A 20,250-nucleotide genomic window follows, 5' to 3' on the forward strand; every position below is an offset into this window, starting at 1 on the left:
CGGTGTACGCCGTACACCTTGAGGAGGGGAAGATGAAGGCGATCGTCCAGGACCGATACGGACCGCCGGAGACGCTCACGCTCGCGGACGTCGACGCGCCGGTGCCTGCCGCCGACGAGGTGCTCGTGCGGGTCGAGGCCGCCGCGCTCAACGCGTACGACTGGCATGTCATGCGCGGCGATCCACGGATGGCGCGGCTGACCATGGGCCGACCAGGGCCCCGGGCGCGCATCCGTGGCCGCGACTTCGCCGGCCGGGTCGAGGCCGTCGGCCCCCACGTTCGACAGGTGCGTCCGGGCGACGCCGTCTTCGGTGACCTCGGCGACGCCAACGGCGCGTTCGCCGAGTACGTGTGCGTGCCCGAGACCCTGGTCGCGCCGAAGCCGGCGAACCTGACGCCGCAGCAGGCAGCCGCCCTGCCGCTGGCCGGCATCACCGCGCTCATGGGACTGTGCGACGTCGGGCAGGTCGAGCCCGGCCACCGCGTTCTCATCAACGGCGCCTCCGGCGGCGTCGGCACCCTGGCCGTCCAACTCGCCAAGGTGCTCGGCGCGACCGTGACCGGCGTGTGCAGCACCCGCAACATCGACCTGGTCCGCTCCCTCGGCGCCGACCACGTCGTTGACTACACCCGCGACGACTTCACCCACGACGCCCGTCGCCACGACGTCGTGTTCGACCTGGTCGGCAACCGCTCACTCACCGCGCTCCGGCGGGCGCTGACCCCGACCGGGACGCTGGTGCTCTCCGGCGGCGGCGTGTACCGCGGCGGCAGTCTCATCGGACCGGTCTGGCTCCTCGCGCGCGGGCGGCTGCTGGCGCCCTTCGTCCGACACCGCATCGTCACACTCACCACGGCACCCAGCCGGCAACACCTCGACACGCTCCGCGCCCACGCCGAGGCCGGCCGCCTCACCCCGGTCGTCGACCGGACCTATCCGCTCCACGACGTGCCCCAAGCCATCCGGTACCTCGAAGGTGAACACGCGCGGGCGAAGGTGGTCATCACCATCTGACCTGCCGACCCCGACCCCGACCAAGGCCAGCGCCGCAGACGACTGACGCGATCAGCGGGGTGCATTGAGGGTGGCCAGGGCGGTGGCGAACTCCTCGGGTGAGAGGACGATCCGGTTACTGTGGCGCGCCCGGGAGCCCTGGCGCCAGATCGGTGTCTCGAAGTCCCGCTCGGGATCCCGAGTGGAGACCCAGACCTGCCAGGCGTCGTAGTTGGCGGCCTGGCCCGCCCAGGCGCGGCTCACCCGCGACCAGGGAATGACCTGCGTCCGGTGCACCGTGCGAATCTTGATGCCGTAGTCGCTGACGAAGACACCGACCAGCGTCACGCGCCACAGCACGACCTCCCACATCAGCACGAAGACGCCGACGGCGGACGCTGCGGCCCACGAGGACTCGCCCACGGCGAGGCCGCCGCAGAGGAGCAGGGGACCAACCACGGACATCCCGGCGGCGACGACGTAGCGCAGGGTATGGCGATCGTCCTGGTCGGCCCGGTAAGCCCGGTCCCATGTCGGCATGAGCCGCAGCGTACGGATCGACGGCAAGCGGTCGAGCGAACTACGACGCCGTCACAGTTGCCGGGCCGCAACCGCCCACTTCAGCGACTCCACGAGCAGGCCCCGTACATGCACGAGGGCGGCCGGCAGGCTGACCCGGTTTCTGGCCGGTGGGCGGCCGGCACGGTCAGTGATGGCGTCGCGCCGCGGGGTCAGGCCGCTTCCAGCTCCCGCTTCAACCGGCGCAGGGTCTCCCGCATGCCGTTCCGGTTCACGGTCGGGCGATCGCCCGACGCCCTGCCGGTGAAGATCCGGCCGAGCACGTGGGCCACCCCGTTGCGCCGGTCCCGCCAGTACTCGGTCACCTGGGTGCCGCCGTCGGTCTCGCTGAACCGGTAGCCCCAGCGGGCCACCGGCTGGCCGAAGGTGGTGACGTCGAAGGCGAACTCGCTGCCCGGCGTCGCGGTGACGACCCGGCAGGTGGTGAACCACAGCAACGGGCCTCGACGGTTCCAGCCGACGAACCGTCGCGGCTGCCCGCCGTCGCGCCGGGTGACCCAGACCGCGACGCACTCCGGGCTCCACCGGGCCATCCGCCGTACGTCGGCGACGGCCGCGTAGACCGCGTCCGCCGGTGCCGCGACGGTGATCTGTTCGGCGATTTCCGGGCCGTGTCCGGCTGCCCGCGCAGTCATGCCGCAACCATAGACGTCATTCGTTCCTCCAGGGGAGGTGGTCGGGCAGGTCGCTGCTGACCCGTCCGGGGAAGGCCGGAGCGCGTCGCTGCCGGAAGGAGTCGAAGCCCTCCCTCGCGTCCGCGCTGGTCAGAGCCTCGGCGGAGAGTCGGGAGTCCAGCCGGTGCGCCGGGTACGGCGAGTCCAGCGCGCTGGTCCGGTACAGCATCTGCCGGATGACCGCCACGGACACCGGCGCGGTGGTGGCGATGATGGTCCGCGCGAGCTGGTACGCCTTGTCGAGCAGGTGCTCCGGCTCGTGGACGCTGTGCACCAGGCCGGCCGAGAGCGCCTCGGCGGCGTCGAACGCCCGCCCGCTGATCATCCAGTCGAGCGCGCAGCCCATCCCGACCAGCCGCGGGAGGAACCAGGTGGACGCGCCTTCGGCGTAGATGCCGCGCCGGCTGAAGACGTACCCGAATCGCGCGTCGGTGGCGGCGAGCCGGTAGTCGGCCGGCAGGATGATGGTGGCGCCCGCGCCGACGGCCGCGCCCCGGATCGCGGCGATGACCGGCTTGTTCATCGCGAAGATCCGCATCGAGCACCGTCCCGCCGGTTCCGCCCACTCGGCCTCGGGGTCGTCGGGGGTGTCGAACTCCGTCACGGACATGTCCAACCCGGCGCAGAAGTGCTCGCCCGTGCCGGTGAGGACGACGACGCGGACGTCGTCGTCGCGGTCGGCGCGGTCGAACGCGTGCGCGAGTTCGTCGGCCATCCGCAGGGTGTAGCCGTTGCGCTCCTCGGGACGGTTGAGCGAGACCGTGGCGATCCCGTCCGAAACGGAGTAGATGATCTCGCTGTACGTGTCCACGCCGGCACCCTAGAGCAAGGTCGACGCCCGCAGCAATGCTCGACGGGTCGGCTGTTCGGTCACCGTCGCTGTCCTGAGTAGACCATTGATCGGTCGGTGCCGTTCGGGCAGACTTCCGCCGTGTCCTCCAGTGTCTTCGATATCTACCGCCGCCATCTCGGCGAGGGGCTGGGTCGGGTCGCCGCCATGCTCCACACACCACTGGAGGTCGGCGCCGCGGGCACCGTGGTGCACACCGCCGACGGCCGTCAGCTGCTGAACTGCGCCGGCTACGGCGTGTTCTTCGTCGGCGCCGGGAATCCGGCCGTGCTCGCGGCGGTGCGCGACCAGCTCGAACGGCAGGCGTTGTCCACCCGGGTGCTGCTGAACGAGCCCGCCGCCCGGGCCGCCGAGGCGTTGACCTCGGTGGCGCCGGAGGGCCTGGTCAAGGTGCACTTCTCCAACTCGGGCGCGGAGGCGGTGGAGACCGCGATCAAGATCGCCCGGGCGAACGGGCGGCACCGGCTGGTCTCCATGCACAGCGGGTACCACGGCAAGACGGTCGGCGCGCTGTCGCTCACCGCGCGGTCGCTCTATCAGGATCCGTTCCGCCCGCTGCTGCCCGAGGTCACCCACGTCCGGTTCGGCGACCTGGACGAACTGGCCGCCGTCGTCGACCGTGACGTCTGCGTGGTCGTCGAGCCGGTGCAGAGCGAGGGCGGGGTGATCATCCCTGAGCCCGGCTATCTGAAGGCGGTCGAGGCGCTGTGCCGCGATCGGGGGGCGATGCTCGTCCTAGACGAGGTGATGACCGGGCTGGGGCGGCTCGGGACCTGGTGGGCCGCGGACCGCGACGGCGTACGGCCGGATGTCCTGCTGGTCGGCAAGGCGCTCAGCGGCGGGCTGGTGCCGGTCGCGGCGACCCTGGCGACCGAGGAGGCGTTCGCCCCGTTCGACAAGGACCCCTACCTGCACACGTCCACGTTCTCGGCGAACCCCCTCGCCATGGCCGCCGTCCGCGCGACGGTCGAGGTGATCGGGGAGGAGAAGCTGGTGGAGCGGGCGGCCGAGCTGGGCGCGCGGCTCCTCGCGGCGATCACCGAGACGATGCGGTCGGTCGGGCACCTGGTGGCCGACGTACGCGGCGCCGGGCTGCTCATCGGCGTGGAGTTCCGCTCCGGAATGCACGCCGCGGAGTTCCTGATGGACCTGCTCGACAACGACGTGGTCGTCAACCACTCGATGAACGCGCACCCGGTGCTGCGGCTGACCCCGCCCGCCACGATGACCTCCGACGAGGAGGAGCGGCTGGTCGCCTCGTTCGGGCGGGCCTGCGCCGCCCTGGCCGCGCGTTTCCCCGCCACCGGAAGCGACTCCCCCGCATGACGCGACGTACCGTCCTGGTCACCGGGGCCAGCGGTGTCGTGGGCACCGCCGTACTGGCCGAGCTCTCCGGGTACGACGTGATCGCCGCCGCCTACCGACGCCTGCCCGGCGGCTCCAACCGGGTGGCCAGGCTGGACCTGCACGCCCCCTCCCTCGGGCTCGACCGCCGCGCCTACCGCGAGCTGTGCGCCGAGGTCGACGCGGTGGTCCACTCGGCGGCCATCGTCAACTTCTCCGCCGACCAGGCGGAGGTGGACCGGCTCAACGTCGAGGGCCTCGGCCGGGTCGTCGAGTTCGCCGCCGAGGCGGACGCGACCCTGGTCCACGTCAGCACCGCCTACGTGTCCCGGTACGGCCGCGCCGGTGGCGGCGGCAGGCTGGGCACCGAGAAGGTGGCCGCCCGGACAGACGAGTACGTCACGTCGAAGTACCTCGGCGAGCAGATGGTCCGCGACAGCGGCATCGACGCGGTGATCGTCCGACCGGCCATCGTCATCGGCGACTCCCGTACCGGCGTCATCCGTCAGCACCAGGGAGTGCACCTGCTCGCCGAGTACCTGGTGACCGGCAAGCTGCCCTTCATCCCGGCGCATCCCGGCACGTTCTTCGACCTCGTCCCCCAGGACATGGTCGCGCAGGGCATCCGCGCGGTGCTCGACGCCGACCTGCGCAAGGGCGACTACTGGCTGACCGCCGGGCCCGCCGGCATCCCGGTGGAGCGTTACCTCGAACTGGTGACGGAGACCGCCCGCGAGTGCGGCATGGACATACCCGACGGCCGCATCGCTGACCCGTCCATCGTGGACCGGTTGGTGCGGCCGGCGTTCGCGGACGTCCTTCCGCCCGAGGACCTGGCGCGGCTGGACGGCGTGGTGGCCGTCTGCGGGCTGGTCATCATCCCCGAACTGCTGCCGACGTCGTTCGGCACGATTCCCGGTGGACCGGACGCGATGACCCCGGCGCAGGCCGAGGACGCCTGGCGGGTCAGCCTGCGTCACCTGATCCGGGGGTTGCCGCAGTGATCGTCAACCCGAGCTGAGGAGGCCACCCGCGATGGAGTGCTCCGTCATCGTGCACGCTCTGCTGCCCAGGGCAGACGCCAAGGAGTCGTTCGACCGGTTGGCCGACTTCGCCGCGTATCCGGAGTTCACCGACACCGTACGGACGGTCGGGGTGACCCAGGTGGGCCCGACCCAGGTGGAGTCGGCGTGGGAGGTGAACTTCCGCCGGGGCATCCTCGTCTGGACCGAACGCGACGAGATCGACCCGACCAACCGCCGCATCGACTTCGAACAGACCAAGGGCGACTTCGCGACGTTCACCGGCTCGTGGCTGGTCGTCGAGGCCGACGAGGGCGTACGGGTCGAGTTCGAGAGCCGGTTCGACCTGGGCATCGCCTCCCTGGCGAGCCTGATCGACCCGGTGGCGTGCGCGGCGATGCGCGACTCGATCCGGGACATCCTCCTCGGGCTGTTCGGCTCCGACATCGAGGTCACCGTGGTGGAGGCCGCCCCGCTCGGTTGAGCGACCGCGGGCCGTCTTCCCGTCGCCCGAGCGGCGGGAAGACGGCCCGTTTCTCGACGGCCGAGGCGGGCTCCTAGTCGAGCAGGTCGAAGAAGTCGTCCTGCGCCGCGTCGACCTTGTCCGACTCGGTGTCGACCAGCGACAGCAGCTGGTTCAGGGCGTCTGCGAGCCGCTTGCGCGCCAAACCGTCCATCGTCAGGCTGGCCAGGCTGGACTCCAGCCGGGTCAACTCCTCCAGCACCCCGAGCGCGGTGGACGCCTGCTCGGGTAGCAGCTCACCGCGTAGGTAGCCGACCAGTTCCCGCACGTTCGGGTAGTCCAACACCAGGGTCGCCGGCAGGGTCAGCCCGGTCGCGGCGGCGAGCCGGTTGCGCAGCTCGACCGCCGTCAGCGAGTCGAATCCGAGCTCGGGCAGGCTCCGGGTGCCGTCGAGGTCGGCGGCGGAGGTGTGGCCGAGGACCCTGGCGGCCTCGGCGAGCACCATCTCCCGCAGCACCCGGTCCTGTTCGGCGGGAGCGAGCCCGGGCAGCGTCCTGGCGAGGTCCGTTCCGCCGGCCGGGCCGGGCGCGCCGCCGGTGACCGGGCCGACCGACGCGGTGGCCGGCGACGCCAGGCCGGCGACCGCGCCGGCCGGGGTGGCCATCAGGTCGTGCAGCACCGGCGGCACCGACCGCCGGTCGTGCCCGTCGAGCAGGGCGCGGTCCACGTCGACGAGGACCGGCGTCGCCGCGTCCGAGTCGAGCGCCCGTTCCAGCAGGGCCAGTCCGCGTGCCGGCGGCAACGGCGTCAGCCCGATCCCGCGCATCCGACGCAGGCCGGTGGCGCCGACCTGCTCGGCCATCCCGTCCGGCAGCTCCCACAAGCCCCACGCCAGCGACTGCCCCGGCAGCCCCTGCGCGCGCCGCTGGGCGGCGAGGGCGTCGAGGTAGGCGTTGGCGGCGGCGTATCCCGACTGCCCGGGCGAGCCGAGCAGGCCGGCGGCGGAGGAGAAGAGCACGAACGCGGCCAGGTCGCACTCGCGGGTCTGCTCGTGCAGTTGCCGTGCGCCGTCCGCCTTCGGCCGCAGCACCGCGGCCACCCGCTGCGGGGTCTGCGACTCGACGACCCCGTCGTCGAGCACCCCGGCCAGGTGCAGCACGGCGGTGAGCGGATGCTCGGCGGGGATGGAGCTCAGCAGGTCGGTCAGGGCCGCCGGGTCGGCGACGTCGCAGGCGACGAGGCGCACCGACTCCGCGCCGAGCGCGGTCAGCTCGCCGACCAGGTCGGCGGCGCCGGGGGCGTCGGTTCCGCGCCGGGACGTGAGCACCAGGTGCCGCATCCCGCGCCGCTCGACCAGGTGCCGTGCCACGAGACGGCCGATGGCGCCGGTCGCGCCGGTGACGAGGACGGTGCCCTGCGGGGCCCACGGCCGTGGTCCGACGCGGGTGACGGCCCCGGAATCCGTGGGGGCCCCGGTCTCGGGGACGAGGCTGCCCGCGGCCGACGGGTGCAGCCGAGGCACCAGCAGTCCGCCGGCGCGGACGGCGACCTGCGGTTCTCCGGCGGCGCCGGCCGCGGCGAGCGCCCGCCGCGACGCCGGGTCGTCGTCCAGATCGATCAACATGAAGCGGCCGGGGTGCTCGGACTGCGCCGACCGCAGCAGCCCCCACGCCGCCGCCTGAGCCAGGTCCCGGGACTGGTCGCCGACGGCCCGCCGGGTCACCACCGCCAACCGGGCGGCGCCGTACCGCGGGTCGGCCAGCCAGCGGTGTGCCAGGTCGAGCGCGGCGGCGACGGTGGGGTGCGGGTCGTCACCGCCCGGCGGCAGTTCGGTGAAGACGAGGTCGGGGACCTGGTCGCCGGCCGTCAACCCGTCGAGCCAGACCACCGGCTGGTCGGATCGGGCCGGAGCGGCCGGCACCCAGCGCAGCTCGTACCCGCCGCCCGACCCGGACGGCCCGAGGGCGAGTCGGTCGGGGGTGATCGGCCGCAGCGCGACGTGCCGGACCGAGGCGACCGGCGCGCCGGACGGGTCGGCGAGGACGACGTCGACACCGTCGCCGTCGCGGGTCAGCCGGACCCGCAGCGCCGTGGCGCCTCGGGCGTGCACCTGCAGGCCCGTCCAGGAGAACGGCAGCGCGATCCCGTCGTCCGCGCCGGCGTCGCCGAGCAGGCCGAGGGCGTGCAGCGAAGCGTCGAGCAGCGCCGGGTGCAGCAGGAAACCCTCGGTCGCGCCGGCGGCGTCGGCGGGCAGCGTCACGTCGGCGAAGATCTCGTCGCCCCGCCGCCACGCCCGGCCGACGCCCTGGAACACCGGGCCGTAGTCGTAGCCACCGGCGCGTAGGCGGTCGTAGAAGCCGTCCGTGTCCAACGGCGCGGCGCCCGGCGGCGGCCACAGCTTCAACCGGGTGGCGTCGCTGGTCCGCACCGGGGCGACGGTTCCCGTCGCGTGCGGCGTCCACGTCCCGCCGGGTGGGCGCGCGTGGATCGTCAGCGGGCGGGTCGGGTCGCCGTCCGTCCCGGCGACGACCACCCGGGTCTCGACGGCGCCGGTCTCGGGGAGCACCAGCGGCGCCTGCAGCAGGAGCTCCACCACCTCGGGGCAGCCGGCGTGGTCACCCGCGCGCGCCGCCAGCTCCGCCAGCAGCGCGCCCGGCACGACGACCGCCCCGCCCACGCGGTGCTGGGCGAGCCACGGTTGGGCGGCGATCGACAGTTCGCCGGTCAGGAGCACTCCGGCGTCGAGCGTCTCGACCGGCTCCCCGAGCAGCGGCCGGGCCGGTGGGGTCAACCAGTACCGCCGGCGCTGGAACGGGTAGGTGGGCAGCTCCGCGGGCGGGACGTCCCCGCCGACCAGCTCGGGCCAGTCGACGTCCACGCCCTGGACGAACAGGCGGGCCACCGCGTCCCAGGCGGAGTCCCGTTCGTCGCGCCCGCCGCGCAGCAGCGGCACGGCGATCGTCGGGTCACCCGTGTCGGCGTCCAGGTCGTTGACGGAGTCGAGGACCATGGCCGACAGCACGCCGCCGGGCCCGACCTCCAGGAACCGGGTCACCCCCTGCTCGCGCAGCGCGCGCACGCTCTGCGCGAACCGCACCGGTTGCCGCGCGTGCCGACTCCAGTGCCCCGGTGTGACCATGTCGACCGGCAGGCCCGTCTCGTTGGCGACCAGCGGGATCTCCGGCGCCCGGTGGGTGAGGTCCGCCTCCAGCTTGGCGAGGTCCGCGAGAATCGGCTCCATCAACGGGGAGTGGAACGCGTGGCTGACGCGTAGCCGGCTGGTCCGGCGGCCCCGTGCGGCGAACGCGTCGGCGACGGTCTGCACCGCGTCCTGCGGGCCGGCGACGACGACCGACGTCGGGCCGTTGACGGCGGCGAGCCCGACCTGCGCCGCCGGGTCGGCGATCAGCGGCTCGACCTCCTGCGGGGTGGCCTGGATCGCGGCCATCGCGCCGCCGGCGGGCAGCGCCTGCATCAGCCGTCCGCGGGCGACGACGAGGCGGGCGGCGTCGTCCAGCGACAGCGCTCCGGCCACGTGGGCGGCGCTGATCTCCCCGATCGAGTGGCCGAGGACGACGTCCGGCCGGACGCCCCAGTGTCGCAGCAGCCGGTACAGCGCCACCTCCACGGCAAACAGCGCCGGCTGGGTGTACTCGGTCTGGTCCAGCAGGTCCGGGTTCCCGTCGACGACCGCCCGGATGGGACGGTCCAGGTGCCGGTCCAGTGCGGCGCAGACCTCGTCCAGGGCGGCGGCGAACCGCGGTTCGGCCGCGGCGAGTTCCCGCCCCATCCCGGGTCGCTGCGATCCCTGTCCGGGGAAGACCAGGGCCAGCCTGCCCTCGCCTGCCGTGCCGGTGACCACGGCCGGGACGTCCTGCCCGGCGGCGAGCGCGGCGAGGGCGTCGCGGTCGAGGACGACGGCGCGCTGTTCGAACGCCGTACGCCGGGCTGCCGCGACCGCCGCCGCGCGGGCCGGCACGTCGGGGTGGGCGTCGAGGAAGGCGTCGAGGCGGCGAGCATGTTCGCGCAGCGCGGGGACGGTGCGCGCGGAGAGCACCAGCGGCGCCGGCACGGCCGCGCTGTCGGTCGCGGCGGCCGGCTCGTCCTGCGGCGCCTCCTCGACGATGACGTGGGCGTTGGTGCCGCTGATCCCGAACGACGACACCGCCGCGCGGCGCGGCCGGGCGCCGGCGGGCCAGGGCTGCTCGTCGGTGAGCAGCCGCAGCGGGCCGGCGGACCAGTCCACGTACGGGGTGGGTTCGTCGACGTGCAGCGTGCGGGGCAGCCGGCCGTGCCGCAGCGCCAGCACCATCTTGATGACACCGGCCACGCCGGCCGCCGCCTGGGTGTGTCCGATGTTCGACTTCACCGACCCGAGCCAGAGCGGGCGCTGCCGGCCGGCGCCGTACGCGGCGATCAGTGCCTGCGCCTCGATCGGGTCTCCCAGCCGGGTGCCGGTGCCGTGTGCCTCCACCACGTCCACGTCGGGCGCGTCGAGTCCCGCGTCGGCGAGCGCGTCGGCGATCAGGCGTTGCTGGGACGGACCGTTGGGCGCGGTGAGGCCGTTGGACGCCCCGTCGGAGTTGACCGCGCTGCCCCGCAGGACCGCCAGGACGCGCCGGCCGTGGCGGCGTGCGTCGGCGAGCCGTTCGAGGACCAGCACACCGGCGCCCTCGGCCCACCCGGTGCCGTCGGCGGACGCGGCGAACGACCGGCACCGCCCGTCCGGGGAGAGCCCGCCCTGGCGGCTGAACTCGGTGAACACCAACGGCGTCCCGATCACGGTGACCCCGCCGGCCAGTGCGAGGTCGCACTCGCCGGTACGCAGCGAGCGGGCGGCCAGGTGCAGCGCGACCAGCGACGACGAGCAGGCGGTGTCGACCGACAGCGAGGGTCCTTCCAGGCCCAGCGTGTACGACACGCGGCCGGAGACGATGCTGGACGCGTTGCCGGCCATCAGGAAGCCGGCGAGTTCCGGCGGGATGGCGCCGAGGCGCGGGGCGTAGTCGCTGGCGACGACGCCGGTGTACACGCCGGTGCGGCTTCCGCGCAGCGTGCGTGGGTCGATGCCGGCGCGTTCCAGCGCCTCCCAGGAGATCTCCAGCATCAGCCGCTGCTGCGGGTCGGTGGCCAACGCCTCGCGGGGCGACAGGCCGAAGAATCCGGCGTCGAAGTCGCCGGCGTCGTAGAGGAATCCGCCGTGGCGGGCGTAGGTGGAGCCGGGACGGTCGGGGTCGGGATGGAACACCTGCGGGTCCCAGCCCCGGTCGGTCGGGAACGGCCCGACGCCGTCGCGTCCGTCGGTCAGGAAGGTCCAGAAGTCCTCGGGGGTGGCCGCTCCGCCGGGGAAACGGCAGGCCATCGCCACGATGGCGATCGGCTCGGGCCCACCCGTGCCGTCCGGCTCGCCGGGCGTCGGCGTGGCGGCCCGGTGCCCCGGTCCCGGGTCCGCGTCCGGGCTGCCGACCTGTTGGGCCAGGTACGCGGCCAGCGCCGACGGGTTGGGGTGGTCGAAGGCGAGGGTGCCGGACAGTTGGAGCCCACTGGCTTCGGACAGCCGGTCGGCCAGTTCGAGCGCGGTCAGTGAGTCGAAGCCCAGGTCGGCGAAGGCACCGTCCGGAGTGACGTCGCCACGCGGTCGACCGAGCACCTCGGCCGCCTGGGTACGTACGACGTCCAACCACCACTGCGTCCTGGAGTCACCCATTCAGGCGGCCGCCTTCCGCGATCATCAATGTCGGTGCCGCGGTCACCCACCGGGCAGCGGTCATCCTCTATCGGTCATGGCGGCCGGCACAATCGCCCGTACGGACTCCACAAAGGAGCTATGGTCTTTGTCGATCGCCGTGTCTACGCTGTCCCGCATGATTCTGGGTACATCGAGGTGAGCCGTTTCGTCGATGCCGTCGTCGGCACCGCCGGACGGTCGCCGGGCGGCATGGTCACCGGCGCCCCCGCGAACCCGGTGCGGCGCAGCTGGGGGCAGTTGCACGAGGCGGCCCGGCGTACGGCGGCGGCACTGGTCGCGGGCGGGCTGGCCCCCGGACAGGCCGTCGCGGTCCTGGCCGGCGACCCGGGAGAGGTCGCGTGGGTCGCCCAGGGGACGTGGCTGGCCGGCGGCAGCGTGACCATGCTGCACCAGCCGACCCCGCGGACCGACCTGTCCGTCTGGCGCGACGACACGCTGCGCGTCCTACGCATGATCGACGCGCGTCTGGTGCTGGTGGGCGCCCCGTTCGAGGCGATGGTCGGCGTGCTGCGCGAGCAGGGCATCCCCCACCGGATGATCGGCGAGCTGGACAGCGACGGGGAGTTCACCGTCGTGTCCGCCGCCGAGGACGACACCGCGCTGCTCCAGTTGACCAGCGGCTCGACCGCCGAGCCGAAGGCGGTGCGGATCACCCACCGCAACATCCACGCCAACCTCGTCGACACCGCGGCCCACCTCGAGTGCGGCGACAACGACGTGCTGGTCAGCTGGCTGCCGCTCTTCCACGACATGGGCATGGTCGGCTGCCTGCTGCTGCCCATGTTCACCGGCATCGACCTGGTCATGGTCACGCCGGCGGAGTTCCTCGGCCGCCCGATGGTGTGGGCGGAGCTGATGAGCCGGTACGGCGGCACGATCACGGCCGCGCCGAACTTCGCGTACGCGATCCTGACCCGGCAGCTCGCCCGCGCCGACGCCGGTTCGCTCGACCTGTCCCGGTTGAAGGCTCTGTGCAACGGCGCGGAGCCGATCGACCCGTCGACGGTGGAGGCGTTCGTCGCGGCCGGCGCGCGGTTCGGCCTGCGGCCCGAGGCGGTGAACTGCTGCTACGGCGCGGCGGAGAGCGCCCTGGTCATCTCGCTGTCGGCGCTGTCGGATCCGATGCTCCTCGACACCGTCGACGCCTTGGAACTGGAGAAGAACCGGCGGGCGGTACCGGCGGGCGACGACCACCCGACGGGCGTGCGCCGGCTGCCCATGCTCGGCGCCGCCCACCCGAGCGTCGCCGTGCGGGTCGTCGACGACTCGGGCGCCGAGCTGGGCGACCGCGAGGTCGGCCGGTTGCAGCTGCGCGGTGACTCGGTGACCCGGAGCTACCTCACCGAGGACGGTCCGGCCCCGGCCCTGGACGACGACGGCTGGCTGGACATCGGCGACGAGGGCTACCTGGTCGACGGTCAGATCGTGGTCTGCGGCCGCCGCAAGGACGTCATCATCATGGGCGGCCGTAACATCTACCCCACCGACATCGAGCGTGCGGCCGCCGGCGTCGACGGCGTCCGCGACGGCAACGTCGCGGCGGTACGACTGATGGCCGGCGACGGGGTGGCGCGGGAGTCGTTCGCGGTGCTGGTCGAGTCACGCCTGGTCGGTGACCCGGCCGCCGAGAAGGCGCTGTCCGACGCGATCGCCCACCGGGTCCTCGCCGACGTCGACGCCCGTCCGGCGGAGGTCGTGGTGCTGCCGCCGGGCAGCCTTCCGAAGACACCCTCGGGCAAGCTGCGCCGCGCGGCGGCCCGCTCGCTCATCCCCCGCTGACCGCCCGCCTCCGGAGGAAATCTGTGCGATCCCTTGATCAGGCCCGTGCCCTCTGCGAGTCGTACCTGCCGGGGCTGCTCGACGGGTTGTCGAAGGTCCCGTTCGAGCAGCGGGAAGCCTCCGGCGGCGGCACGCTGCCGGTGTTCCGGGCCAGTGGCGGCCCGAGCCTGGTGATCCCGAAGGACTACGGCGGGCTCGGCGCGTCCCCGTTGGACGCGGTACGGGTCACCCGCGCGATCGGCGCCCACGCGCCGTCGCTGGCGGTCGCGACCACCATGCACCACTTCTCCGTGGCGACGCTGTTCACCTTCGCCGAGAGCATCAAGAACTCGGGCATGGAGTGGGCCCTGCTGGAGGCGATCACCAGCCGCAACCTGCTGGTCTCCTCGGGCTTCGCCGAGGGCCGCCCGGCCCAGGGGATCCTCTCCCCCACGATGACGGCGACGCCGGTGGACGGCGGCTACCGGATCAACGGGTCGAAGAAACCGTGCAGCCTGAGCCACTCGATGGACCTGCTGACCGCCAGCGTGGCGGTGCCCGCACCGGGCGGCGGCCAGCAGACGGCCTTCCTGCTCATGCCGGCCACGCTGCGCGGCATCACCCGGCACCCGTTCTGGGGCAGCAGCGTGCTCGCCGGCGCGGAGAGCGACGAGGTCCGGCTGACCGACGTGTTCATCGAGGAGGAACTGGTCATCCCGACCGAGAGCGGCCCGGACGGGATGCTCGACGACCTGCAGACGGTCGGGTTCATCTGGTTCGAGCTGCTCATCACCGCGTCGTACCTGGGCATGGCCAGCGCGCTCGTCGAACGCGCGTTGGCCGCCGGGCGCGGCGCGGTCACCGACCGCGCCGCGCTGGGCACCCGGCTGGAGACGGCGACGCAACTGCTGGAGGGCGCGGCCCGCGCCATGCAGGCCGGCGAGACGGACAACGACGCGCTGGCCCGTGTCCTGATGGCCCGCTACGGCACGCAGGACGCCATCACCGACGCCGCCCGCCAGGCGGTCGAGATGCTCGGGGGCATGTCGTTCATCCGCTCCCCCGAGGTGGCCTACCTGGTCGCGGCCTGCCAGTGCGTCGCGTTCCACCCGCCGTCGCGGGCCAGCGTCGCGGCGCCGCTGGTCGACTACCTCGACGGCACCCGCCCGTTCATCATGAACGACAGCGCCCCGGCACCGGCCGCGCAGCCACCAGCCGCGCCCCAGCCACCAGCCGCGCCGCCGGCGACGGGGCAAGCACCGGGGCCGCAGGCACCTGCGGCGCCGGTGCAGCCGGCCGTGGTCCCGCCGGCCGGCGCACCCGGGCCCGGCCCCACGATCGAGCCGGCCCCTCCTCGGTCCGCCGACGCGCCACCGGTCACCGTGCCCGGCCCACGCCCGCAGCCGGTGGTCACCTACACGCCCCAGCCCGCCGCCCCCCGCACCGACGAGCGGTCGGGGATGACGGCGGACGACGCCGCCGACTGGGACCAGGCCTCCTCCCTGTTCGACGGCGCGGAGGGCCTCCGGCTGACCGCACGCGACTGCGACCTGCGGTACTGGTTCGCCAACGTCCCGCAGCGCACGCTGCGCGGAAACATCGTCGGCTACCCGCCGGAGCTGGTGACCCCGGACTTCCTGCACGAGCCGGGCCCGCTCCGCGACGCGCTGATCCAGGAGGTCGCGTTCCGCGCGCTGGCCGAGGAGCGGGCGGCCCGCGCGATCGGTCACATCGTGGCGTGCGCGCCGGACTCCACGACCGCCGAGTTCTACGCCACCCAGCTGATGGACGAGACCCGGCACGCGATGATCTTCCGGAACCACCTGCGGAACCTCGGCGTCGACGAGCGGGACGTCGCCGCCGTCATCGCCGAGCAGACCGCGCACGACAAGGCGACCATCCTCGATCCGTTGGAGGAGTACGGGATGCCGATCGTGCGCGAGCAGCAGGACTTCGTGGGCGGCGTGGTGCTGCTGACGATCCTGGTCGAGGGCTTCCTCGCCCCGTCGTTCGAGCTCAGCGAGCGCAAGTGGCGACCGCTGGACCCGCGGATGGCGGACATGGAGAAGGGCGCCGCCATCGACGAGGTGCGCCACCTGGCCGTCGGCACGTCGATCATCCGGGAGCACCTGCAGCGGCACCCCGACGAGAGGGAACGCCTCGTCGAGCTCATCCGCGACGGCATGCGGCTGTGGGAGCGGTTGCCGGTGTCCGACCAGCTCACCCGCTGGGAGAACTGGTTCCAGGAAGGCATCGCCCCGCACCTGTCCACCATCGGTGACTACGAGGTGTGGGACGGGCGGCGGCTGGTCGACACCACGCCGGAGGAACGCATCCAGAAGGCTGTGGAGGTCACGAGCATCGTGCACTCCACCCGCCTCACCGACATGGGCCTCGGCCGGGCATTGATCTACTGACCGTCCCGCCCGTGGCCTGGGGCGGTCCCCAGGCCACGGGCGCACCTCGCGACGGGCGCGCACCTGCCCGGCGCGGGCGCCGTGGCGGCGCGGCGCTACGCGGCCGTGCGCTCCGCGGCCAGGTGGCCGCTCTCCCCGCGGATCCCCCACCGGCTGTAGAGCGGTCGCAGTGGCCCGGGCACCCACCAGTTGAGCCGGCCGAGCAGCCGCATCGTGGCCGGCATCAACAGCGCCCGGACGATGGTGGCGTCGACGACGACGGCGAGGGCGAGCCCGATTCCGATGATCTTCACGACCAGCACGCTCGCAGTCGCGAACGCCACGATCACCACCACCAGCAGCAGGGCCGCGCTGGTGATGATCCGGCCGGACCGCTGCAACCCGACCGCGACCGCCTCGGTGTTGTCACCGCTGAGGTCGTAGTGCTCGCGGATGCGCGAGAGCAGGAACACCTCGTAGTCCATCGACAGTCCGAACGCGACGGCGAAGATCAGGATGGGTTGCACCACGTCGATGTTGCCGGTGGAGGTGAACCGCAGCGGCCCGGCGAGGTGGCCGTCCTGGAAGACCCACACCACCGCGCCGAACGCCGCGGTCAGGCTCAGCACGTTCATCAGGATCGCCTTGACCGGCAGCACCAGCGAGCCGAAGGACAGGAACAACAGTACGAACGTGGTGGCCACGACGAGCAGCGCCATCCACGGCAGCCGCTGCCCGAGCATGTCCATCAGGTCGGCGAACCCGGCGGCGTCGCCGCCGACCAGCACCGTGCCGGAGGGCGGCGGTTCGACGCCGCGCACCGCGTCGACCAGTTCCCGCCCCTGCTCGGAGATCGGTTCCGCGTCGAACCGGACGGTGACCCGCGCGGTGTCGCCGGCCAGACCGCTGACGTCCGCCTGCCGTACGCCCGGCAGCGCGGCCACCCGTTCGGTGTACGCGGCGATCTCCTCCCGGCCGGGAGAACTGGTCGCCGGGCCGTCCAGGGTGACGATGGCTTCGATCGGCCGGGTGACGCTGTCCGGGAACGACCGCTCGATGGCGTCTTGGACCTGCCGGCTCTCCGCCGAGGTGGGCAGCACCCGGGTGTCCAGCCAGCCGTAGGAGATGCGCAGGAACGGCAGGCCGAGCACCACGAGCACGGCGATGACCGCGCCGCCGACCAGTACGGGCCGACGCATCACCGTCCGCGCGATCCGCGCCCACGCGCCCGAGTCCGGGTCGGTGTCGACCGGCCTGCGGCGGCGCTCCCGCAGCCGCGGCCCGAACAGGGCCAGCATCGCCGCCATCACGGTCATCGCGAAGAACCCCGCCAGCAGCACCGCGGCGACCCCGCCGACGGCGATGGACCGGAGGAACACCTGCGGGAAGACGGCCAGGCTGGCCAGCGCGAGCGCGACGGTCACCGCGGAGACGACGATGGTCCGGCCGGCGGTGACCATCGTCCGCCGCAACGCCGTCGGGACGGGGTGACCCGCGCCGAGTTCCTCCCGGAACCGGCTGACCATGAACAGGCTGTAGTCCACGGCCAGCCCGAGACCGAGCAGCGTGACCACGTTGACCGCGAAGATCGAGATGTCGGTGAACTGCGCCAGCAGCCGCAGGCCGGCCAACGAGCCCACGATCGCGAGCACCCCGACCGCCACCGGCAGCAGCGCGGCCAGCAGGTTACGGAAGATGAGGACCAGCAGCACGAACAGGATCGGCAACGCCAGCGCCTCGGCGCGCGTCAGGTCCGCCTTGCTCTGGTTGTTGACGTCGTCGATCAGCGCCAGCGGCCCCCCGACGGTGACGTCGAGATCCGGGCTGGTCAGGCTGTCCCTGATGGCCAGGTAGTTGGTGAGGCGGTCGTTCTCGGTGGCGCCGGCGACCTGCACCGCCGCGAACGTCTCGTGCCGGTCGGTGCTGACCAGGGCGGGAGCTTTGGCCCGCCAGTAGTCGGTCACGCCCTCGACCCGGTCCGCCGGCAGCCCGTCCAGCACGCGCCGGGCGGCGTCGGCGTACGCGGGGTCCTCCACCGTCCAGCGGTCGCTGCCGAACAGCACGACGACGTCCGCGTCGTTGCGTCCGAGCGCCTCCCGTTCGATCTCGTCGGCACGGGAACTCTCGCTGGCCGCGTAGGTGAACCCGCCGACGGCCAGGTCGTCGAAGGCGCCGGCTCCCCAGCCGCCGGCGGCGACCAGGAACACCGCGGCGGCGGCGATCACCCACCAGCGTGCCCGGTGCGCGAGCCGGCCGAGGAGATCCAACATCGCAGTTACCCTTCGCTCGACCGCGGTGGTCCGGGACGACGCGGCGCCGGCACAGTCAGGGCCGGCGCCGCGTCGGGGTGATCAGATTGACGACGGTCAGGTCCAGCGCCCGATGCCGATCGCCTGGGCATCGGAGAGCAGCTTCTCCCGGAGCGCGACCCGGCGAATCTTCCACGTGCCGGTTCGCGGGAACTCGTCCCACTTTATCTGGATCGGCGGGGCCATCGGGCTCAGGTCGGCGACCGCCCGCTCCCAGTCGGCCTTGTCCAGCGGGACGTCGTCCGCGGTACTGACCACGGGTACCGGCAGGTCACCGGCGACCGGAAGGACGACGACCTCGGTGGTGTAGTCGATCCGGTCGAGGATCAGGTCCTCGAACTCGATCGCGCTGCCGCCGGGGATCCGGTCGATCTCCCGGTCCACGATCCGCACGGCGCCCCACTTGTTGATGACCGCGAGGTCACCGGTGTTCCACCACCTGCCGTTGCACTTCAGGTCGTGCCGGTCCTGCTCGCCGACGTAGGCGAGGCACCGTCCCGGCTGGTCGATCTCGATCAGGCCGACCTGGCCGCGCGGGACCTCCTTGCCGGTCTCCGGGTCCACCGCCCGCATCTTCGCGTGGAACGGGATGGGCCAGCCGATCAGCTGCGTCGGCGGCGGGCGGTGCCCCTTGCGGCGTACGACGAAGCGGAAGAACGGCCGGATGCACAGCGCGCCGTTCTCGCTCTGGCTCCACGACTGGACCCAGATCGGGAACCGGCGCTTGGTGGCGGCCATGAAGGTGCGGATCGTGCGGGTGTGGATGGCGTCGAACGAGTTGACGTACTCCCGCACGTTGCTGAACAGGCCGGCGGGGTCGCGGGTCAGCGGCTCCCAGGCGAGGTAGATGTTCGGCAGCGCCTCCACCAGCGTCGGCTTGTGCTCGGCCAGCAGCTCCCGCACGCGGGGCGAGAGCGGGTCGGACAGGTAGAGCACCCGCGGGCCGACCGCGGCCATCGCCAACTGCATGGTGGTGAGCCGCTCGTGCGTGTAGGGGTCGCAGAAGGCCACCGTGTCGCTGCGCCGGAGCCCGAACCTGGGCCACCGCTCGGTCTCCACGATCGCCATCGCGTAGATGGACTCGGCGGAGTGCATGACCAGCTTGGGTACGCCGGTGGTGCCGGAGGTGTGGGTGATGACCACCGGCTCCTTGAACTCGCGCATGTTCGGCTGGACCGGCGGCGCGTCCTTGAAGTCGTCCAGGTGCAGCACGTCCGGCCGGTCCGCGACCGCATCGATGCTGATCGTCCGTACGGTGAGCTCCGCCACCACCTCTGGGGTGATGCCGCACTTGTCGAGGTGCTTCTGGTCGGTCAACAGGAACGGCCGTTCCAGCCGCTCCAGCATCGGGATCATCGCCTCCGGCCCGTAGGAGCCGGAGAACATGCAGGGAATGGCACCGATCCGGGCGATGGCGCAGCCGAGAATGACGATGTCCAGGTGGTTCTGCTTGAGGATCGCCACCCGGTCCCACGGGCGCACGCCCGCCTTGTGCAGCCAGGCCGCGGCGCGATCGACGAGCTCCGCCCACTGCGTGTAGGTGCGGGCTTCGGCTCCGTCGGGGTCGATGTCCGGTGGGCGATCGACGATGACCAGCTCGTCCGGGGCGGTCTTCGCCGCCACGTGCCAGGTCTCGCCCATCTTGGAGTGCTTCGGTACGCGCGAGAAGGGGCTCAGCCGACGGCGCCACCGGGTAGGCGTGAACTCGGTGAGAAACCGCGGAATGGGCCGCTGCGGCTCGACGTCGTCGCCGGTGACCGTCGAATCGGCGGGTGAGGCCACGAGCGCGTCCTCCTGTTCTCGGGGCTTGGGGAGGTCGGCTGACGACGAATGCGCATCGGCCGTCCAATTGGCCGGTAACGATATCGACATTGTCTGACCTAAACCAGATCTGGGTGGACGGAAATCCGACCCCGAACGCATCCGACCTCCGGACCGTCCGACCAGTGTGGATGGACGGGCGACCGGCCACAATGTCCTGCCGGCGACGTGACGGGAGACGCCGTCCCGGGCTGCTGCGCCGAACTCTGCCGCACCCGGGCCTACGCAGCGAGGAGGAATCCGCCGGGCGGCGGTCCCGGCATCACTGCGGCTTGAGCGGCCTGCGGCCG

General features: G+C 72.8%; 12 protein-coding genes. 6 read left to right on the forward strand and 6 right to left on the reverse strand.

The window, feature by feature from the left end; genetic code table 11:
• The first annotated feature begins 32 nt into the window (after window positions 1-32).
• Complete coding sequence (locus tag ACFY23_RS27395; protein WP_350681036.1) at window positions 33-1,016, forward strand: NAD(P)-dependent alcohol dehydrogenase; 984 nt, start codon at window positions 33-35, stop codon at window positions 1,014-1,016.
• Window positions 1,017-1,067: 51 nt separating this feature from the next.
• Here ACFY23_RS27395 and ACFY23_RS27400 read toward each other — a convergent pair whose 3' ends face one another.
• The 3 genes from ACFY23_RS27400 to ACFY23_RS27410 all read right to left on the reverse strand — a co-directional run bounded on the left by ACFY23_RS27400 (window position 1,068) and on the right by ACFY23_RS27410 (window position 3,059).
• Window positions 1,068-1,535: a hypothetical protein gene (locus tag ACFY23_RS27400; protein ID WP_350681034.1), complete on the reverse strand. Its 468-nt coding sequence runs from the start codon at window positions 1,533-1,535 to the stop codon at window positions 1,068-1,070.
• A 191-nt stretch (window positions 1,536-1,726) separates the two neighbouring features.
• A complete protein-coding gene (locus tag ACFY23_RS27405; RefSeq protein ID WP_350681032.1) occupies window positions 1,727-2,209 on the reverse strand; it encodes an SRPBCC family protein in 483 nt (160 codons plus the stop codon).
• Between the two features lie 16 nt (window positions 2,210-2,225).
• Window positions 2,226-3,059 (reverse strand): enoyl-CoA hydratase-related protein, encoded by an 834-nt coding sequence (locus tag ACFY23_RS27410; protein ID WP_350681030.1) that lies wholly within the window; start codon window positions 3,057-3,059, stop codon window positions 2,226-2,228.
• 120 nt (window positions 3,060-3,179) lie between these two features.
• Here ACFY23_RS27410 and ACFY23_RS27415 point away from each other — a divergent pair, with 120 nt between their 5' ends.
• The 3 genes from ACFY23_RS27415 to ACFY23_RS27425 are packed head-to-tail and all read left to right on the forward strand — an operon-like array spanning window position 3,180 to window position 5,948.
• Window positions 3,180-4,424, forward strand: a complete 1,245-nt coding sequence (locus tag ACFY23_RS27415) for an aminotransferase class III-fold pyridoxal phosphate-dependent enzyme (protein WP_350681028.1) — start codon at window positions 3,180-3,182, stop codon at window positions 4,422-4,424.
• On the forward strand, window positions 4,421-5,446 hold the full coding sequence (locus ACFY23_RS27420) for an SDR family oxidoreductase (RefSeq protein WP_350681026.1): 1,026 nt from the start codon (window positions 4,421-4,423) through the stop codon (window positions 5,444-5,446). Before ACFY23_RS27415 ends, ACFY23_RS27420 begins: the two co-directional genes overlap by 4 nt.
• A gap of 31 nt (window positions 5,447-5,477) precedes the next feature.
• Window positions 5,478-5,948, forward strand: a complete 471-nt coding sequence (locus ACFY23_RS27425) for an SRPBCC family protein (protein ID WP_350681024.1) — start codon at window positions 5,478-5,480, stop codon at window positions 5,946-5,948.
• Window positions 5,949-6,021: 73 nt separating this feature from the next.
• Here the strand turns inward: ACFY23_RS27425 and ACFY23_RS27430 are convergent, their stop codons facing one another.
• Window positions 6,022-11,634, reverse strand: a complete 5,613-nt coding sequence (locus ACFY23_RS27430; RefSeq protein ID WP_350819333.1) for a type I polyketide synthase — start codon at window positions 11,632-11,634, stop codon at window positions 6,022-6,024.
• 177 nt (window positions 11,635-11,811) lie between these two features.
• On the opposite strand from ACFY23_RS27430, the gene ACFY23_RS27435 reads away from it, so the two are divergent.
• Both ACFY23_RS27435 and ACFY23_RS27440 read left to right on the forward strand, forming a co-directional pair.
• Window positions 11,812-13,455, forward strand: coding sequence for a fatty acyl-AMP ligase (locus ACFY23_RS27435; RefSeq protein WP_350681020.1), 1,644 nt, complete (start codon window positions 11,812-11,814; stop codon window positions 13,453-13,455).
• A 23-nt stretch (window positions 13,456-13,478) separates the two neighbouring features.
• On the forward strand, window positions 13,479-15,851 hold the full coding sequence (locus ACFY23_RS27440; RefSeq protein ID WP_350819332.1) for a hypothetical protein: 2,373 nt from the start codon (window positions 13,479-13,481) through the stop codon (window positions 15,849-15,851).
• A gap of 95 nt (window positions 15,852-15,946) precedes the next feature.
• On the opposite strand, the gene ACFY23_RS27445 is transcribed toward ACFY23_RS27440, so the two are convergent.
• Together ACFY23_RS27445 and ACFY23_RS27450 are read right to left on the reverse strand one after the other, a co-directional pair.
• Entirely contained in the window at window positions 15,947-18,100 is a 2,154-nt protein-coding gene (locus ACFY23_RS27445; protein WP_350680220.1) for an MMPL family transporter, read from the reverse strand.
• Between the two features lie 96 nt (window positions 18,101-18,196).
• Window positions 18,197-19,921, reverse strand: coding sequence for a class I adenylate-forming enzyme family protein (locus ACFY23_RS27450; protein WP_350680218.1), 1,725 nt, complete (start codon window positions 19,919-19,921; stop codon window positions 18,197-18,199).
• Between the last annotated feature and the right edge of the window lie 329 nt (window positions 19,922-20,250).

The organism is Micromonospora sp. NPDC000121, from assembly GCF_042899165.1.
Taxonomy (GTDB): domain Bacteria; phylum Actinomycetota; class Actinomycetes; order Mycobacteriales; family Micromonosporaceae; genus Micromonospora.

What these genes read in the sequence shown, in the direction of transcription:
- ACFY23_RS27395 (WP_350681036.1), top strand. Translation starts at nt 33, where the DNA reads ATGAAGGCGATCGTCCAGGACCGATACGGACCGCCGGAGACGCTCACG.
- ACFY23_RS27420 (WP_350681026.1), top strand. Translation starts at nt 4,421, where the DNA reads ATGACGCGACGTACCGTCCTGGTCACCGGGGCCAGCGGTGTCGTGGGC.
- ACFY23_RS27400 (WP_350681034.1), bottom strand. Translation starts at nt 1,535, where the DNA reads ATGCCGACATGGGACCGGGCTTACCGGGCCGACCAGGACGATCGCCAT.
- ACFY23_RS27430 (WP_350819333.1), bottom strand. Translation starts at nt 11,634, where the DNA reads ATGGGTGACTCCAGGACGCAGTGGTGGTTGGACGTCGTACGTACCCAG.
- ACFY23_RS27405 (WP_350681032.1), bottom strand. Translation starts at nt 2,209, where the DNA reads ATGACTGCGCGGGCAGCCGGACACGGCCCGGAAATCGCCGAACAGATC.
- ACFY23_RS27425 (WP_350681024.1), top strand. Translation starts at nt 5,478, where the DNA reads ATGGAGTGCTCCGTCATCGTGCACGCTCTGCTGCCCAGGGCAGACGCC.
- ACFY23_RS27445 (WP_350680220.1), bottom strand. Translation starts at nt 18,100, where the DNA reads ATGTTGGATCTCCTCGGCCGGCTCGCGCACCGGGCACGCTGGTGGGTG.